Here is a 17,963-nt window from a genome sequence, read left to right on the forward strand (position 1 = left end):
ATCGAGCTGGAGGGTCCCGGATGCGCAGAGGGTGGATCGTTGGAACGGGCGCGATCCTGGCGCTGTTCGCGCTGGCCTATCTGGCTTCGCCTTACCTCGCCGTGCGCGACTTCGTCGCTGTGGCAAAGCGAGGCGATGTCGAAAAGCTGGCGGCGTCAGTCGACTTCGCGGCCGTGCGCGCCGGCCTCAAACCGCAGCTCGCCGCGGCGGTGACCGCGCGAATGGAGCGCGACCCGGCGATGCGCGGCAACCCGCTCGCCGGGCTGGGCGTGATGCTCATGCCGTCGATACTCAATCGCATGGTCGACAGCGCAGTCACGCCACGCGGCATAGCGACCCTTGTCGCCCTCGGCAGGATGGGCCATGCCGATAGCGGCGGCGCCGCGCCGTCGAGGATCGACTATGACTATGGCTATGTCGCTCTCGATCGTTTTCGCGTCACGCTGCGGCGGCACGACGACCACGAACAGGCCGCCAGTCTGATATTCGACCGCAAGGGCCTGTTCGGATGGCGGCTCGTTCGTGTCGACATCCCGCAAAGCACATTGGCCGGCCCCGACGCTTCGGGTCCATCCTCGGGCTGATCAGTCCGCGCCGGTGCCGCCGCCGCTCGCGGGCTTGCGATAGTCGAGCGCCGGGGCGCGATCGCCGAGCAGCGCCTTGTACTTGAAGTCCGCACCGCGCGCCGCGAGCAATTCCTTCCTGGCTTCGGCGAGCACTTGCGGGCTGTCGAACAATTCCGCGGCGGTGAGCGCGATGGTCTTGGCGGCGACGACACCACCCTTGGCGCCGATGCTGTTTCCCGACGCCGCCACCGCCTGCCAGCTGTGCGCCGGCGTGCCCGGTACCCAGGTCGCCGCGTTCATGCCGATCGTCGGCACGACCCAGCTGATGTCCGACACGTCGGTCGAACCGCCGCTGTCGCCGGTCCAGATCGGGTCGATCGTGTAGACGCTCTCCAGCGCCTTTTGCGTCGGCAGCGTCTTTTGCAGCGCCGTCGCCCACTGCGTTTCCTCGGGCGACCATTTCTCGCCCCCCACTGTTTGCAGGCTGCGCTGCATCACCGTCGCCAGCGTCTTGCTCGCGAGCATCGAATAGACGCCGCCGGTCGCCTCGAATTTGACCGTCGTGCCCGTCGCCAGCGCCGCGCCGTCAGCGGCTTTCTGCACGCGTTCCATCACCGATCGCACGATCGCCGGATCGGTATTGCGGACGTAATAATAGCTTTCCGCGAAGTCGGGCACGACGTTGGGCGCCTGGCCGCCATTGGTGACGATGTAATGGATGCGCGTACCGATCGGCACGTGCTCGCGTAGGAAATTGACCGCGACATCCATGACCTCGACGCCGTCGAGCGCGGAACGGCCCTTGTCGGGCGCGGCGGAAGCATGCGCGGCCAGGCCGTAGAAGCGGAACTTGCCCGAGATGTTGGACTGGCTCTTGCCGACCGCGACGCCGTTCTGGTCCGCGGGATGCCAATGCAGCACCGCGTCGACATCGTCGAACAGACCGGCGCGGACCATATAGACTTTGCCCGACCCGCCTTCCTCGGCCGGTGTGCCATAGACGCGGATCTCGCCTTGGATCTTGTTGGCGACCATCCAGTCCTTGACCGCCATCGCCGCGGTGATCGACGCCGCGCCGAAGATGTTGTGGCCGCAGCCATGCCCCGCCGGCTTGCCGGCGATCGGCGCGCGCTCGGGCCTCGCTTCCTGCGCGAGGCCAGGCAGCGCGTCGAACTCGGCGAGCACCGCGATCACCGGGCCCTTGCCGTTGCGAAAGCTCGCGACGAACGCGGTCGGCATGCCGGCGACGCCCGCGCTGACCACGAACCCTGCCTTCTTGAGCTCGCTTTGCAGCAGGCCCGAGCTCCTGGTTTCCTGAAACCCGACCTCGGCATAGTCCCAGATCGCCCTGGCGGTCGTCGCCAATGCCGGCGCGCGGCCGTCGACATCGCTCAGGATCGCCTTGCGCTGCGCTTCGGGCACGGCCTGGGCATGGGCAACGCCAGGGGCGGCCAGCGCGGTGGCGAGAAGCAGGCTGCGGATCATCGTCATTCCCCCATCTTGTCGTGCTGGCAGGCCGGCGATCAGCGGACGCCGACCGCCGCAGCATCGGGCCGCCTGGTATCGGCCGCGCCCATGAACCGGTCGCCGTCGACCATGATCGACTGCACGCTGCCCATCGTGTTCGACGGGCGTACCTTGTGCCCCTTGGCCTCGAGCAAGGGGACGATGTCGGGCGAATAGCCTTGTTCGAGTTCGAGCGCACCGTCGCCGCCCGCCTGGTTCATCCGCGGCCGCTCGGCGGCCTCGGCGACGTTGAGGCGGAAATCGATCACGTTCGACAGCATCTGCACCATCGTCGCGATGATGTAGCCGCCGCCGGGCGTGCCGGTGACCAACCACGGCCTGTCGTCCCTGAACACGATCATCGGCGTGATCGTCGACCCGACGCGCTTGCCCGGTACCGGCGCGGTCGCCTTGTCCTGGTCGCGCCCCTTGCCCCAGGCGAGGTTGCCGAGCGAGTTGTTGAGCAGCACGCCGGTGCCCGGCGCGACGACATGCGCGCCGTACGAGGCCGACAAGGTATAGGTATTGCTGACCGCGTCGCCCGCCGCGTCGACGATCGAGAAATGCGTCGTGTCCTTGCTCTCATAGGGATAGGGATTGCCGTCGGGCACTTCCTTCTCGCCCAGCGAGCGGTCGGGGCGGATCAGCTTCGCGCGCTCGGCGGCATAGCCCTTGCTGGCGAGGCCGGTCGCCGGCGTCTTCCAGTCCGGCGCGCCGCCGACCAGCCGGCGATCCGACCAGACGATCTTCATCGTCTCGGCGAGGAGATGAAGATTGGCGACGCTGCCCCAGCCCTTCTCGCGTACCGGGAACTTCTCCAGGATGTTCATCGCCTCGGCGACGCTGACGCCCGAGGCGGTCGGCGGCATATAGGCGATGCGGTAGCCGCGATAGCTCGACCAGATCGGCGACGAGACGATCGGCCGGTAGCCGGCGAGGTCGACCGTATCGATGATTCCGCCACCCGCCTTGATCCCGGCGGCGAGCTTCCGCGCGAACGCCCCGGTATAGAAACCGTCGCGGCCCTTGGCGGCAATCAGTTTCAGCGTCGCGGCGAGATCGGGTTGCTTCCACACCTCGCCCGGCTTGTAGGCACTGCCGTCGGGCTTGAAATAGACCGCCAGCGCAGCCGGATCGTCGGCCATGTCCTTCTTCTGCTCGGCATTGGCCTGGGCTTCGTCGTCGGACAGCGCCACGCCCTTTTCGGCCAAAGCGATCGCCGGCGCGATCAGCGCCCCCCAGGGGAGCGAGCCGAAGCGTTGGTGCGCTTCCCACAGACCCGCGACGGTGCCGGGGATCGACACCCCCTTCATCGAATAGCCTTTGGCACGGTCGAATTTGCCCTTCGCGTCGAGCAACAGGTCGGGCGTCGTGTTGCGCGAGGCCTGGCCGTAATAGTCGATCGCCAAATCGACCGCCGGCTTGCCGTTTTTCGGGGCCATATGCACCAACATATAGCCGCCGCCACCGATATTGCCGGCGCGCGGCAGCACCACCGCGAGCGCGAAGCCGACCGCCACCGCCGCGTCGACCGCGTTGCCGCCCCGGCGCAGGATATCGGCACCGACCCGCGCGGCGATCGCATTCTGGCTGACGACCATGCCGCCGCGCCCGATCGCCGGTTTGTGGATCTGTTCATAGGCGACGATGTCGCCGCCCGAAACCGGCTTCGAAGCCGGTTCCTCCTGCGCTTGCGCGATCGGCGCGATCGCGAGCGACAGCAAAGCGAACGACAGCGCGCCGCGCCGCGGCCCGCGCATCAGAACGACGCCCGCATGCTGGCGTACCAATAGCGGCCGTAGGGATTGTACATCGACCCGAGATAGCCCGAGGAGGACAAGGGCGGCGCCGCGTTGGTCAGATTGCGCACGCCGATGCGCAGCCGGTATTTGCCTTGCGCCTTGTTGCCGACGCTGACCTGACCATAGAGGTTGAAGGTCATCCGGTCCTCGATCAGCCACGGCGCGCCGGCCGAATCGATCAGCCCGGTATCGTCGACGTCGCTGGTATATTGCGTGTACCCGCCGAGCTCGAAATTCTTGTAATCCCAGATCAGCGATCCGCTGACTTTCCAGCGCGGCTTGCCATTCTGGCGGACGAGGTCGCCGCCGCCCGAGATGAAGGTCCCGGCATTGATCGTTCCCGCCGCGCGCGCGTCGAGCAGCGTCTGGATCTTGGGCGACGGTTGCAGGAAGAATTTGTCGAGATAGGCCGCGTTGGCGTTCAGCGTGAAGCGGCCGATGCCGAAATCGGGCAGCCGCCAGTTCAAGCCCAGGTCGACGCCCGCCGCGGTTTGCGGCAGCAGGTTGACGTACTGGTCCTTGACGTAGAGCACGCGGCCGGCCGGATCGAGCCCGGTGCCGGCGAACAGGGCGATATCGTCGGCGGTCGGCGCGGCGCGAATGACGTTTGGATCGCTCTTGCCCTGGACGCGCAGCAGATAGTCGTTGATCAGCGCATTGCCCTCGCCGAACAGCCCGACGATGCCCTTTTGATCGATATGCCAATAATCGGCGGTGAAAGTGATCCGGCCGATCGCGTCGTCGAGGAAATGCGGCTCCAGCACGACGCCGGTGGACCAGGTGTTCGACGTCTCCGGCTTGAGATTGGGGTTGCCCGAGCGCTGAGCCGAGGTCGAGAATCCTTGCGAGCAATTGGCGAAGCTGGAGATCGCGCCGCTGCGCAATTGCGCTTCGCAGCGGACGTAATCGGTGCGCGTGTTGGAGCGCGTCACGACGGTCGCGTTGATCTGTTCCAGGTTCGGCGCCTTGAACCCTTCGGCATAGGAGCCGCGCAAGCGGATGCCGCGAATGACGTCCCAAGCACCCGCGATCTTGGGCTTGGCGACGCTGCCGACATCGCTGTAATTCTCGAACCGCCCGGCGAGCTGGAGCTCGATGCTGCGGATCAGCGGGACGTTCATCTCCGGGCTGATGACCGGCACCGCCAGTTCGACGTACGCGGCCGCGACGGTGCGCTTGCCATGGGTGTCGGGCGACGGGCTGGTGCCGATCAGGTCGGAGCCGTTGACCGCGCCGCTGATCGCATCGGTGAAGGTGATCGTGCCGTCGACGCGCGGATCGCGATCGTCGTTCTGCGTCTCGCGACGCACTTCGCCGCCGATCGCGATGCCGACGTCGCCGCCCGGCAAATGGAACAGCGACGCGTTCGACCCCTTGAGGTCGATCATCGCCAGGGTGGACTTGCTGTTGCGCGTCGTCCGGATCTTGATCGCGTCGATCGCCGCACGGCTGCTCGGCGTGGCGTCGGCACCGCTGACATCGTTCAGATTGCCGCCGTTGAACGGGTTGTAGGCATCGGGCGTCGACAGCGCCAACTGGCGCTGCAACAGGGTCTGACTGATGCCGTCGGAGGAGTCGCGGACCGTCGCTTCGGAATAGACCGCGGCGCTTTCCCAGCGAAAGCCGAGGAAGTTCCAGCGCAACCCGCCGAGCAGGCGGTATTGGGTGTTCTTCACGTCGACGATATTGGGGCCGACGTCGGAAAAATTGTAGCTGCTCAGCGTGACCGGCAACCCCGCCGCCGGCGCATTGATGCCCGCCAGCCGGTTGGGATTGGCCTGACCGTTGGCGAAAGTGACCGGGCCGAACGGGTTCCAATAGTTCGACGCCGGAATCACCAGCGGCCCCGAACTCAGCGTGCCGGTCGATGCCTGGACCGAGCGGGTCTTGGCCACATAATAGCCGCCCTCCCCGAAGAATTCGAGCCCGTCGGTCAGCTGGTAGTGGCCGGTCAGGAACAAGTTGAGCCGCTGCAGCGACGGCATCACGTCGGTATTGTAGGCGTGTGGAGCGTCAAATCGGAGATTGCGGTCGCCGGCGGCCGAACTCGTACCGTCGTCGATGCAGAGCCCGTTTCCCAAGGCCGCCTGACAACCGGCATTGGTCGTGGGCTTGATGTGGAATTGCCCCGAGGCGTTGGTCAGGCTGGTCGCGCCGATCTTCACCACGACGTTCTTGTACGTCTGGAACGACCCCCAGGGGGTTATCGTGCTGCGCCCGTCGAGCGACGTCGAGCCGGCGAAGCGCGTCCCGTCGAACAGCGGGCACCGGTTGTCGCTCGCGGTATAGTCCTGATCCTGCGCCCTCAGCGCGGTGCGGCGATCGTAGCTGGCGAACAAGGTGATATTGCCGCGGTCGGCCAGATTCTTGCCGAGCAGGACATTCAGCGTGTTCTCGGCGAGGTTCGTGCCTTCGGCCCAGCCGGTCTGCCCCTCGATCTGAGCGCCGTCGAAATCGGTTTTGAGCACGGTGTTGACCACGCCCGCCACCGCGTCCGACCCATAGATCGCCGCAGCCCCGTCGCGCAGCACTTCGAGCCTTTCGAGCCCGAAGACCGGGATCGCGTTGGTATTGTAGGTCAGCGTGGGAACGAGATTGTCGTCGGCGCGGCTGGTCGGGTGCGCGACCACCCGCCGCCCGTTGAGCAGCACCAGGGTATTGCCCACCCCGAGATTGCGCAGATTGACCGACCCGACGTCGCCGCGCGCCGAATTCGAGCTGTTGGGAAGATAGCTCGAGTTGAAGCTGACGTCGCCCATCTGCGGGATCGAGCGGAACAATTCGTCGCCCGACACCGCGCCGGTCGCCTCGATCTGCGTCTCGTCGAGGCGGGTGACGGGCAGCGCCGCGGTTACCTTGCTGCCCTTGATCTGGGTACCGACGACGACAATGTCCTTCTGGACCTGCGCGTCGGGACTGGGGCCGTCCTGGGGATCGGCGGCGGGCGCCGCCGCGGCCGCCTGCGGCGCGGCCTGTCCCTGCCCCGCCACGACCTGCTGGCCGTCCGCGCGGGTCAGCGCAGAGGCGCGCAGCTTGGCGCCGTTCTTCTCTATGGCGAGCACGCGTACGCTGCGCGGTCCGGTGAAACGGTAGGTGTAACCGGTCTTCGCCAGCAGCCGGTCGAGCACTTCGCGCGCCGAATAGGTGCCGCTGACCCGCTGCACCTGGACCCGCGAGATGTCGGGATCGGTGAAGATCATCTGCAAATTGGTCTGCTGTGCCGCCTGGAACAGCGCCGAATCGAGCGACCCAGCCGGCAGGTTGACGGGATACCGGGCCTCCGCCGCCTGGGCGGCCGCCGGCGCCGCGACGACGACCGCGGCACTCGCGAATAACAGATGACGAAGATGCATGATCGATCCCCCTAATCGCTATGACGCCGCCCTTTTTGCTGGGCGATCACGCTAAACGACGCATCGGGCCGGCGAACGCGAACCGTCCCGGGAAAATTTTCCTCCATTGTGGTTTTAGGGTTCGCCTTTGCCCCGCGCGCGCGTCGTGGCAGGGAAGCGGCAAGCTTGGCAGGGGAATTCCGTGGAGGGAATCGCGCGCAACGATCGGGCGCCCGACGGCGACGAAGGCCTCGAAGCCTATCGCGCCGCGCTGCGTGCCTTCGTTTCGCGGCGAATTTCGGACCCGCACGAAGTCGACGATCTGGTTCAGGAGGCGTGCGCCCGGCTGATCGCGCGCCGTCGCGAGCAGGTGCTGGAGGAACCGCGCGCCTATCTGTTCCGCATCGCCGCCAATCTGATCGCCGACCGCCATCGCCGCGCGGCGCCGACCACCACCCTGGTCGACGACCAGCTCCCGCCGGTCCGTCCGGCGCAGGAGGACGGCCGCCGCGTCGCCGACCTGCAAGCCGCACTGGAGGCCGCGCTGGACGAATTGGGGCCCAAGTGTCGCACCGTCTTCATCCTGCGCCGCTTCGACGAGCGCAGCACGGGCGAAATCGCGCGGGAGCTCAGGATCAGCCCGCGCATGGTGCAGAAGCACCTGACCCATGCGGTGACGCATCTTTACGCGCGCCTCGGCCATCTGATGGAGCGCGGCCAATGACCGGCCGGGCCGACGATCGCGGGCTGGGGCCGCGCGCCGACGCGGTGTTCGGCCGCTTTCTGGCGGGGCAGCAGCACGATTTGCATCCCGCGGATCGCGAGGAAGCGGCCGCCTTCTGGCAGTGGCTCGGCGGGTTCGATCGTCCGCAGGAGGTCGTCGAGGAACCGCATGCCTGGTGGCGCTGGGCCGCCGCGGCGATCGTGTTGCTCGCCTTGCTCGGATCGGTCCTTTGGATCAGCCGCCCCCCGGCCGAGCGCAACTTCGCGCAGCATTACGCGACCGGCCATGCCGAACGCCGGATCGTTCGCCTTGCCGACGGATCGACCATCACCATCGCGCCCGACAGCCGCGTCGCGGTCGACTACGCCCCGGCCGAGCGCCGCATCCGCTTGAGCGCGGGCGAAGCCCTGTTCGAAGTCGCGCACAACGCCGCGCGACCGTTCGTCGTCGAGACGCCGCACGGCGAGGTCAAGGCGGTCGGCACCGCGTTCGACGTCGAGATCGCCGAGCGCGAAGCGGAAGTGACCGTGGTCGAGGGCGTGATCCGGATCGCGCTACGCGCCGACCCCGACGGCGCGGGGCCTGCCGAACCGATCGAGAAACTGGCGCGCAAGGGCGAGCGCGTCGCCTTCGGCATGTCGACCCGCGACGGCGGCAGTACCGGCTTCATCCGCCAGGTGCGCGATCTCGACGCCGAGGGCGCCACGGCCTGGACGCGCGGCAAACTGGTGTTCCACGGCGAGCCGCTGCGCGACGTCATCGCCAAGATCAATCTCTACGCCCGCGGCCGGGTGATACTGACCGATCCGGCGGCCGGGTCGATCCCGGTTTATGGCGTGGTCGACCAGGGCGACACCGCGGCGATCCGCGAACTGATCGCCAATCCGCGCGCGGTCGCGGTCGAGGACGAGGAACGATAGGCGATCCGGCGTCGCGAAGGGCAAGCGAGATGTAGCTACCGCAAGGCCAGTGCGGACGGTCGATCGTAATAGGACTGAGCTGTAATCAGCCGTGCCTTGCGTCAGCCGTCATACCCTCGCCGTAACCGTTACCTGGGGAACGATCCGGAGCCGCGAACACAAAGGTCATTGTTCTATTCGAACATCGGCCACTTTCATGTCGTCCTTTCTGACCCAAACGCGAGTCCTGCCGCCCGCCCAGTCCTTGCCTTTATCGTAATCGACCAGCCAGAATTTCCCTTGATCCCGTACCGTATAGTTGCGGTCGGATTTCCAGCCGATCGACTTGGCCAGATGCTCGCTCGCTACCCGCTCCGCCTGTTGCGGCCCGCTTTGGACGGCGCAGGCGCCCAAGAGAAAAGACGCGATGGCAAGCGCGGCCGGCTGCTTCATTCCGCGTACCTGTCATCGGCAAACGCTGCGGCGTGGCCTCCGCGGCGGTGTTCAAGCAGCATGTGCCACGATCCAATTTCCTCTTGTTTGGGGGGCTGTGCGCAAACAGCTACTCCCCCGGCCGATACTTCCGCTCGACATGCCCCTTGAGCTCGTCGGGATAGAAATAGACCGGGCGCAGCCGCCCCTCGGCATAAGGCCCGATCTGGTCGGCGAAATGGCGCGACGCGGGGTCGCCGCTCTGGCCGCCGGCCATCACCGCCATCGCCTTCACCCGCGGGCCGAACTCGACCACCGCGACGAAACTATTGCCGCTGGTGCCATAATAGCGCTTGGTCCCCGGCCAGGTCTTGGCGCCGAACGACGCCAGGCTGCCCCATTGCGCCGAGGTGAAGGATACCGGGGTCGATGCACCGGCATCGTCGAAATGCGGATCGATCGAATCGTCGAGCCGCTGGTAACGATTGATCTCGCGCCACGGCACGCGCCAATCGCCGAAGTCGCGCTGGAGGCGGTCCGTCGCCGCAGCCAGCGCGTCGAGCTTGTCCGACGGCTTGACCCGCGTCGCGATATAGTCGGGCACGTTCATCCGCTCGGCCTGGGCGAAGCTGCCGACCTCGCGCCACAAATGGTCGCCCCAGAATACCGCCAGGCTGGTCGCGGTCGAATCGTAACCCCAACGACGATCCCAGCCGCGCAGCAGCGCGATCGGCTCGGCCAGCCTGGCGCGGCGCGGATCGCCGGCGGGCAGATCGTCCCATGCCTTGACCAACCCCGGCAGCAATTGCGCGAAGGCCGGCAGGAAGGAATCGAACGCCGCGACGCGCAATTTCTCCGGCGTCCAGCCGCTCTTGCCCTTGAGCAGCAAATCGGCGTGCGTCCCGCGCGCATTCGGACCTACCTGGTCCATGTAGCGCGGATAGTTCGCCGCCTTCGGGCTGTCCGGTCCCGCCGCGTCCCACGGCCAGTCGTTGGTATTGTGCACCCAACCCACGCGCGGGTTGAGCACGCTCGGCAGGCTGGGCAGCGGATGCAGGCCTTTCCAGTCGGTCGCCGGATCGCTGCCGTCGACCGGCTTGGTATAGTCGAAGCGATTGTCGCGGATCGGCATGAATTGCGGCATCAGGAACGCGATCTCGCCCTTGCTGTCGGCGAACAACGTGTCGTTCGACGAATTGGCCTTACGCTGAGCAACGGCCAGAAAGCTGGCGAGATCGGTGGTCTTGGTCCTGAGCCAGCTTTGCTCGAGCGCCGGTATCGGCTTCCACATCAAGGCCTCGGCGATCCAGCGCCCGCCCTTGATCGCGACGATCGGGCCGTGATGCGTACGCCAGGTGGTGAAGCGCCGTTCGCCGAGCAATCCGTCCGACTTGCGATAGCGCAAGGTGACGATGGCGCTCCCGACCGGCCGCTCGGCGGCGCCGTAGCGATAGACATAGCCGCCGCCGCGCCTGGTTACGCGCTCGGCGAACTGGTCGACATTGTCGACGGTCGACGAGGTGTGCATCCACCCGGTCCTGGTGTTGAAGCCCTGGTAAATGAAGAATTGTCCCCAGGTCGACGCGCCATAGGCGTCGAGCCCTTGATCGCTCGACATCTGCGCTTCGGAGCGGAAATAGAAACTGGTGTGCGGATTGATCAGCAGCAGCGCCTTGCCGCCGCTGGTCAGTCTGGGCGCGATCGCGATGCCGTTCGAGCCCGACGGCTCGCGCGGCACCATGCCGAGTTCCTCGGGCGTCGGCGGCGTCGGCTTGCCGTAGAAGGTCTTGAGGTCGCTCAGCGAGATGCGCTCGATGTCGCCGCCGATACTGCCTTCGGTGAAGCTCAGCGCCATCCACGGCTCGAACCGGGTCAGCACCTTGGGCTTCACTTGCGGATGCGTCGCCAGGTAGAAATTGAGCCCGTCGGCCCAGGCGTTCATCAGCGATTTGAGCCATGGCGCGCTCGCCGCATATTCCGCCTTGAGCTCCGCCGGATCGACATAGAGCCGCTGGCGCAGGTCGCTCCAGATGGCATCCTCGCCGGCATCCGGTGCCTCCGCGGTACGACCGAGCGCGGTCAGGTAATTCGCTTCGACGCGAGAGAAATCGTCCTCGGCCTGCGCATAGATCATGCCGAAAACGGCATCGGCATCGCTCCTGCCATGCACATGAGGAATGCCCCAATCGTCCCGCGTGATAGTCACGCGCGCGGCCTCGACTCTCCAGCGCGCCATATCGGTGCCTGTCCGACCAAGGGCGGGGTCGGGCGCGGTCGGCGCCATGGTCAGGATCGCGAGGGCTAGGAGCGGGAGGCGGAGGGCTCTATCCATGGGCCAAGCGTAACGCGACAATCGGGAGAAGACCATGCGGCGGCTGATACTCTTGCTGGCGATGCTGCTTGGGCCGGTGGCCGCCCTCCCCGCTGCCGAATCGCCGCGTCAGGCGATCCTGCTGAAACCCGCGCGCGTGTTCGACGGGATCGACGGCAAGACCCATGCCGGCTGGGAAGTGCTGGTCGAGGGCGATCGCATCGCCGCGGTCGGGCCGAACCTGTCGGCACCGGCCGATGCCAAAGTGATCGACTTGCCCGGCGAGACGCTGATGCCGGGGATGATCGAGGGGCACGGCCACCTCTTCCTCCATCCCTATAACGAGACGAGCTGGGACGATCAGGTGCTGCACGAGCCGCTGGCGCTGAGGACCGCGCGCGCGGTGGCGAGCGCCAGGGCGACGCTCCTTGCCGGTTTCACCAGCGAACGCGACCTCGGCACCGAGGGCGCGGGCTATGCCGATGTCGGGTTGAAGGCGGCGATCGACCAGGGGATCGTGCCCGGGCCTCGCCTCAACGTCGCGACCCGCGCGATCGTCGCGCTCGGCGCTTACGGCCCCAAGGGGTTCGAGCCCGGCGTCGCCATCCCGCAAGGCGCGGAGGAAGTGTCGGGAGTCGATTCGATCGTCGCCGCGGTGCGGCGGCAGATCGCCGGCGGTGCCGACTGGGTGAAGCTCTACGCCGATTACCGCTGGCGCCCCGGCGAGGACAGCCGACCGACGCTGAGCCTCGAGGAGATGAAGGCCGCGGTCGCCGCCGCGCACGATGCCGGGCGCCCGGTCGCGGTGCATTCGGCGACCGCCGAAGGGATGCGCCGCGCGATCGCCGCCGGGGTCGACACGATCGAGCACGGTTATGGCGGCACGCCGGAGATTTTCGCCGACATGGCGAAGAAAGGCATCGCGCTGTGCCCGACGCTGGCGGCATCGGACGCGACCTCGCGCTATCGCGGCTGGAACGGCAGCGAGCCCGCGCCCGAGGCGGTGCGGATCAATCGCCGCAGCTTCCAGTTGGCGATGAAGGCCGGCGTCCATATCTGCGTAGGCGGCGATGTCGGGGTCTTTCCGCATGGCCAGAATGCGCGCGAGATGGAATTGATGGTCGCGGCCGGGATGAGCCCGGCGGATGTGCTGATCGCCGCGACCTGGGGCAATGCCCGCTGGTTCCATCTCGACAACAAGCTCGGCGCGGTGAAGCCGGGGCTGCTCGCCGACCTGGTCGCGGTCGATGGCGATCCCGTTGCCGATATCGCCGCTGTCCGCCATGTACGGATGGTGATGAAGGGCGGCGCGGTCGTCACGGGCTGAAGGGAAGAAGCCGGATGGACATGTCGAAACCGACCCGCGTGCGCGACGAGCCGCTCGACGCCATGCGCGGAATCGCGATCTTCGGAATGGTGCTCGCCAACCTCCAGGGATCGGAAGCGCACGCCTTCTGGTGGATCAATCACGCGCCCTGGGACGGGCTGACCATCGCCGATCTGGTGTTTCCGATGTTCCTGCTCGCGGTCGGGCTCGCGCTGCCGCTGACGATGGACGGGCGGATGCCGCGGCCGTCGATCGCCAGGATCGTGCGACGCTCGGCCTTGCTATGGATCATCGGCTTCGGGATCAGCCTGATCGTCCATTTCAGCCTCAAGCTGTCGGAGATCCGTTTCACCGGCGTGCTCGAACGGATCGGCATCGTCTATCTGATCTGCGCCGTTACTTGTCGCCAGACGACGACATGGAAAGGCCCCGCGATCGCCGCCGGGGTGCTGATGCTGGTCCATGGAATCCTGCTCCACCTGCCCGCCCCCGGCGAACTGATCGGCAGCATGCGGCCGGGCGAAGGGATGAGCGGCTGGTTCGACCACACGATCCTTGGTGGCACCCGGCTCTATGGCCATCCCGACAATGCGCCGCCGTTCGATCCGGAAGGGCCGCTGTCGACCCTGTCGGCGATCGCCACGACGATGATCGGGATCGCCGTCCAGCGCATGTCGGTGCGGCGCAAGAAGCCGGTCATCATGATCGCCGCGGTCGCCATATTGTGCCTCGGCCTGACCGTCGCCGCGGCGTGGTTCTGGCCGATCAACAAGAATCTGTGGACGCCGACCTTCACCCTGGTCAACGCGGCGATCGGGCTCGGCCTGCTCGCCTTGCTCAAGATCGCCTGGCCGCGCGTCGGTGGATCGCGGATCGCGCAGACCACCAGCGCCTTGGGGGCTGTTTCGCTCACGCTCTATGTCGTCCACGACGCCGTGGCGATCGTGATGATGAAGGTGCCGATCGGCGACGCCCATCTCGGCAAGCGGCTTCTCGATGCGATCGCGGCGACCGGCCTGCCGCTCGACTGGACGTCGATGCTGTATGCGATGATCCTCGGCGCGATCTCGATCGTCATCGCGCTGTTCCTGCGCCGGCGCGGCTGGGTGCTGAAGGTTTAGCGCGTCATCCCCGACCAAGCGGGAGTGATGCAGCTATGGAGAGGCGCATCATCGTCTTTCGCAGGGGAGTCGCTTCGTTCCTATCGATACCGCCACGCGTCCATTATGTTCGCGGGCAGGAGAATGGAGCAGGCGATGCCGTCCGACGATCCGATGGGCCCCGACACGCGCTTCAGCTATCGCTGCACGCGCTGCAACAGCTGCTGTGTCGACAAGAGGATCCAGGTCAATCCGTATGAGATCGCGCGGCTGGCGCGGAATCGCGGCGTGTCGACCGCAGCGGCGCGCGACGCCTTCACGCTGGACGGCGCGCTGCGCCAGCACGACGACGGGCGTTGTATCTTCCTGGGCGAGCAAGGCTGCACGGTGCATCCCGACCGGCCACTGGTGTGCCGGCTGTTCCCGCTCGGCCGCGTGATCGACGCGGCGGGTAAGGTCCATTTCCTGCACTACCCAGATCCGCACGCCGCGCGCGGCGAGTTCGGCGAGGCGGGTGTGGTGGCCGATTATGTCGAGGCGCAGGGCGCGGGCCCGTTCATCGTCGCGGCCGACGCTTATTTCGGGTTCTTCTGCCGCGCCAACCAACGGCTGAGCGCCGATACGGCGATCGCTCCCGATCAGGCGCGCGACCTGCTCGACATCGACAGTGAGGTCGCGAGCGCCTGTGCCGAGCGCGGCGTGGCCGAGCCCGACGATCTCGACGCGCGGATGCGGCTCCATATCGAACGGCTCGACGCGATGCTGGAAAGCTGAGCCCGAACCGGGCGCGCAAAAAAGCGAAGGCCGCGCGACCCGTTGGGATCGCGCGGCCTTGCTTTTTGTCGGTGCGGAGGTCGCCCTCCGCGCCATCACCCGATTACTGGGCGACGTTGCTGGCGTTGCCGGCGACGTCCGCGACGTTCTCGTCGGTGATGTCGGCCAGGTTCGCATCGTCGGCGTTGGCAACGACAGCGGCATTGTTGTCGATGACGTCGTCGGCCTTCTTGCCGCCGCAAGCGGCGAGGCCGAGAATGACCGGAGCGATAACCGAAAGAACCACGAGCTTCTTCATGGACAAACTCCCATAATTTCCAGGCCGCGCCCCCGCTCGGCACAGCGCCTCGCGAATTGGTCCTGGGTCAGTCCGTCGGCGCCTATGCCTCAATTCCCAGCACGTTGATAGGAAAAAATGCACCGTTCGTCGCAAGCAGCACTTTATCGGCGATCCGCGACATCCGGATCGGCCGGCCCGCGTGGCCGCGTCGGCGGCGTCAATTAGCTTTACGCTTCGTTTACCACGGCGGGGGCAAAAAGGTCCCAATTGGGGCGATGTGCGCCCGTGGGGACGTTTATGGATTCGCAGCGCGGCTACGAAGAGGACCGGTCAGGCACCGATCACGAGGCCGCCGACCAGGGTATCGACGATCCGTCGTCGGCGATCGGCACCGACGAGCGCCGCATGCACGTGCGCGCCTATAATCATTGGGTCTCGCTGCTGCGCGGGCGCGCCTACCCGTCGATCGAGGATCTCGATCCCGCCAATATCGCCGATTTCGGCCCGCATTCGGTGCTGCTCGACTTCACCGCCGGGATCGACGATCCGGGAATCGCCTATCTCGGTCGCGCGCTGCGCGACGAGACCGGGCTCGACCTGTCGATCACGCATATCTCCGAAGTCCCCAGCCGCTCGCTGCTGTCGCGGCTGACCGACCATTATCTCCAGATCATCGCCAACCGCGCCCCGATCGGCTTCGAGGCCGAGTTCGTCGGGACGCGCGGCCACAACACCATGTACCGCGGCATCTTGATGCCGTTCTCGTCGAACGACGACACGATCGATTTCATCTATGGCGTGATCAACTGGAAGGAACTGGCCGACGCCGCGACGCAAAAGGCGCTGAACGCGGAAGTCGATACCGCGCTCCGCACCGCGCCCAAGCCGCAGGCAACCGCCCCGGTCTGGGCGGACGGTCCCGCCGCCGATGTATCGTCGGGCCCCGAGCCGGAGGATCTCGCCGGCAAGCTCGCCCAGGCGCGCGAGACCGCGCATGCCGCGACCACCGCCGACACCCGCAGCCGCGCCGCGCTCTACCGCGCGCTGGGCCGCGCGCACGATTTCGGGATCGCCGCCGAGGCCGATGCCGGCGCCTATGAGCAATTGCTCGCCGATGCCGGCGTGACCGTGCAGGACCGCGCGCCGATGACCGCGGTCGCCAAGCTCGTGTTCGGCGCCGATTACGACAAGGCGCGGCTGACCGAGTTCGCCGCGGTGCTGGCGCATGCGCGCCGCCATTCGATCCCTGCCGGCCAACTGACTCAGGTGCTCGAAACCGTCGAAGGCGGGATCAAGGCCGTGGTCGCCGCCGAGCGCGCCGCGCGCAATCCGGACAAGGAAGAAGCACGCGACCCGCTCGCCGAGATCGCCGAACGGCTGGTGCTGGCCAGCGTCGAATTCGCCACCGGCCTCGCGCCCGGCGAGCTGGTCGTGATGCTGGGCCGCACGACCGGCGAAGGCACGGTCGACATCGTCGCCTCGGTCGCCAACGACCGCGCGCTGGCCGCGCGGACGCTGAAGGCGGCGAAGTAACAAGAGTGCTTCGGCGGCATCGGCCTCACGGCCCAACACCGTCACTTTACATACATCGTCATCCCGGCCTTGTGCCGGGATCCACTGTGCCGCAAGCGCGGAAATCGAACCTCTAGCTCTTCAGCCAGCCTCCCGGTGGATCCCGGCACAAGGCCGGGATGACGGTGAAGGGGCCGGTCACACTCATAAGATTCGTCAGGCTCGCCCTGCTGCTCCCGCCCTACCCAAATCCCACCCGCATCAAGTTACATCCGAAACTATCCTTGAGCCTTTTGTTTCGCGGGCGCATAGGGCGGTCATGGCCAAGACTACGCTGAAATCGCTGTCGGACGCGCTCGCGGACCGGCTGACCAAGGGTGCTTTGCCGGGAGAGTTGCAGGGGTTTGGAAAGGCGGAACGCGCGGAAGCCGCGACCTTCGTCGCCACCGCTGCCTATAACCGCCCGCCCGGCGCCCCGACGATGGTGATCGAGCCGATCGCGGCCAACGATCCGCGCCGCCGCATGCGGGTCGCCATCGTCAATGACGACATGCCGTTCCTGGTCGATTCGGTCGCGGCCACCATTGCCGCCCAGGGCATCGCCGTCGATCGCATCATCCACCCGGTCATTCCGGTCACGCGCGACCCCTCGGGCGGGCTGATGGGGGTCGGTGAGGGCCAACCCGAGTCGATGATCTATATCGAGATGGAACGCGCCGACGCGCGCGAACGCCGCTCGCTGATCACCGCGCTCGAAGCCAATCTCAAGGATGTGCGCGCGGCCGTCTCCGACTGGGTACCGCTGCAGGAAGCGATGGCTGCGGACGCCGCGACGCTGAAGGGCGAAGGCGCCGAATTGCTGCGCTGGTTCCTCGATCGCCATTTCACCCTGCTCGGCCACGGTGCCTTCGCCGCCGACGGCAGCGTCAAGGCGCCGCTCGGCATTTGCCGCAACAAGCACGAGACCCCGATCCTGGCCGAGGCGTCGCGCGCGCTGGCGATCCAATGGTTCGAACAGGGCAATGAGGCCCCGCTTCTCCTCAAGTCCAATTTCATCTCGAGCGTCCATCGTCACATCCCGCTCGACTTGGTCGTCGTACCGATCCGCGACGGCAAGAAGGTCGCCGGGTTGTCGATCCATGCCGGCCTGTGGACCTCGGCCGCGCTCAACACGCCGCCCGACGACATTCCCGTGCTGCGCACACGGCTTGGCGACCTGCAGAAGAAATTCGGCTTCGACCCCAAGGGTCATGCCGGCAAGGCGCTCGAGCACGCCTTGACCACCCTGCCCCACGATTTGCTGATCGCCTTCGCTCCCGACGCGCTCGAGGAGGTCGCGTTGACCGCAATGCGCCGGGCCGATCGGCCACGGCCGCGGCTGGTCATGGCCCGATCGAT

Annotated in this window: 13 protein-coding genes and 1 pseudogene; 8 read left to right on the forward strand and 6 right to left on the reverse strand. The window is 66.8% G+C overall.

From position 1 onward, the window contains the following. Window positions 1–20 precede the first annotated feature (20 nt). Window positions 21–584, forward strand: coding sequence for a DUF2939 domain-containing protein (locus ACTHJR_RS01340; protein WP_440521249.1), 564 nt, complete (start codon window positions 21–23; stop codon window positions 582–584). Here the strand turns inward: ACTHJR_RS01340 and ACTHJR_RS01345 are convergent, their stop codons facing one another. From ACTHJR_RS01345 to ACTHJR_RS01355, 3 genes are read right to left on the reverse strand one after another with little or no spacing between them, the layout of a single operon-like run. Beyond that, complete coding sequence (locus ACTHJR_RS01345) at window positions 585–2,051, reverse strand: amidohydrolase (protein WP_440521251.1); 1,467 nt, start codon at window positions 2,049–2,051, stop codon at window positions 585–587. 38 nt (window positions 2,052–2,089) lie between these two features. Continuing rightward, window positions 2,090–3,832, reverse strand: coding sequence for a gamma-glutamyltransferase (gene ggt, locus ACTHJR_RS01350; RefSeq protein ID WP_440521252.1), 1,743 nt, complete (start codon window positions 3,830–3,832; stop codon window positions 2,090–2,092). After that, entirely contained in the window at window positions 3,832–7,227 is a 3,396-nt protein-coding gene (locus ACTHJR_RS01355) for a TonB-dependent receptor (protein WP_440521253.1), read from the reverse strand. The genes ggt and ACTHJR_RS01355 overlap by 1 nt, the downstream gene beginning before the upstream one ends. Window positions 7,228–7,408: 181 nt before the next feature. Between ACTHJR_RS01355 and ACTHJR_RS01360 the strand changes: the two genes are divergently transcribed. Both ACTHJR_RS01360 and ACTHJR_RS01365 read left to right on the forward strand, forming a co-directional pair. Continuing rightward, a complete protein-coding gene (locus ACTHJR_RS01360; RefSeq protein ID WP_440521254.1) occupies window positions 7,409–7,930 on the forward strand; it encodes an RNA polymerase sigma factor in 522 nt (173 codons plus the stop codon). Continuing rightward, window positions 7,927–8,850 (forward strand): FecR family protein, encoded by a 924-nt coding sequence (locus ACTHJR_RS01365; protein WP_440521255.1) that lies wholly within the window; start codon window positions 7,927–7,929, stop codon window positions 8,848–8,850. Before ACTHJR_RS01360 ends, ACTHJR_RS01365 begins: the two co-directional genes overlap by 4 nt. A 165-nt stretch (window positions 8,851–9,015) precedes the next feature. Here ACTHJR_RS01365 and ACTHJR_RS01370 read toward each other — a convergent pair whose 3' ends face one another. Together ACTHJR_RS01370 and ACTHJR_RS01375 are read right to left on the reverse strand one after the other, a co-directional pair. Further along, window positions 9,016–9,282: a hypothetical protein gene (locus tag ACTHJR_RS01370; RefSeq protein ID WP_440521256.1), complete on the reverse strand. Its 267-nt coding sequence runs from the start codon at window positions 9,280–9,282 to the stop codon at window positions 9,016–9,018. Window positions 9,283–9,391: 109 nt separating this feature from the next. After that, window positions 9,392–11,593 carry a penicillin acylase family protein gene (locus tag ACTHJR_RS01375; RefSeq protein ID WP_440521257.1) on the reverse strand — a complete coding sequence of 734 codons (2,202 nt, stop codon included), beginning with the start codon at window positions 11,591–11,593 and terminating at the stop codon, window positions 9,392–9,394. A gap of 34 nt (window positions 11,594–11,627) precedes the next feature. On the opposite strand from ACTHJR_RS01375, the gene ACTHJR_RS01380 reads away from it, so the two are divergent. The 3 genes from ACTHJR_RS01380 to ACTHJR_RS01390 all read left to right on the forward strand — a co-directional run bounded on the left by ACTHJR_RS01380 (window position 11,628) and on the right by ACTHJR_RS01390 (window position 14,773). Continuing rightward, a complete protein-coding gene (locus ACTHJR_RS01380; RefSeq protein WP_440521258.1) occupies window positions 11,628–12,899 on the forward strand; it encodes an amidohydrolase family protein in 1,272 nt (423 codons plus the stop codon). A 14-nt stretch (window positions 12,900–12,913) separates the two neighbouring features. Next, window positions 12,914–14,020, forward strand: coding sequence for an acyltransferase family protein (locus tag ACTHJR_RS01385; RefSeq protein ID WP_440521259.1), 1,107 nt, complete (start codon window positions 12,914–12,916; stop codon window positions 14,018–14,020). Between the two features lie 135 nt (window positions 14,021–14,155). After that, window positions 14,156–14,773 carry a YkgJ family cysteine cluster protein gene (locus tag ACTHJR_RS01390; RefSeq protein ID WP_440521260.1) on the forward strand — a complete coding sequence of 206 codons (618 nt, stop codon included), beginning with the start codon at window positions 14,156–14,158 and terminating at the stop codon, window positions 14,771–14,773. A gap of 103 nt (window positions 14,774–14,876) precedes the next feature. Here the strand turns inward: ACTHJR_RS01390 and ACTHJR_RS01395 are convergent, their stop codons facing one another. Further along, window positions 14,877–15,071, reverse strand: coding sequence for a hypothetical protein (locus tag ACTHJR_RS01395; RefSeq protein WP_440521261.1), 195 nt, complete (start codon window positions 15,069–15,071; stop codon window positions 14,877–14,879). 279 nt (window positions 15,072–15,350) lie between these two features. Between ACTHJR_RS01395 and ACTHJR_RS01400 the strand changes: the two genes are divergently transcribed. Together ACTHJR_RS01400 and ACTHJR_RS01405 are read left to right on the forward strand one after the other, a co-directional pair. Further along, window positions 15,351–16,586 carry a PAS domain-containing protein gene (locus ACTHJR_RS01400; protein WP_440521262.1) on the forward strand — a complete coding sequence of 412 codons (1,236 nt, stop codon included), beginning with the start codon at window positions 15,351–15,353 and terminating at the stop codon, window positions 16,584–16,586. Window positions 16,587–16,884: 298 nt separating this feature from the next. Further along, window positions 16,885–17,963, forward strand: a pseudogene (locus tag ACTHJR_RS01405) (glutamate dehydrogenase); the annotation flags it as partial.

Origin of the sequence: Sphingomonas sp. (genome assembly GCF_051962185.1) — a bacterium.
In the GTDB taxonomy this organism is placed as follows: Bacteria; Pseudomonadota; Alphaproteobacteria; order Sphingomonadales; family Sphingomonadaceae; genus Sphingomonas.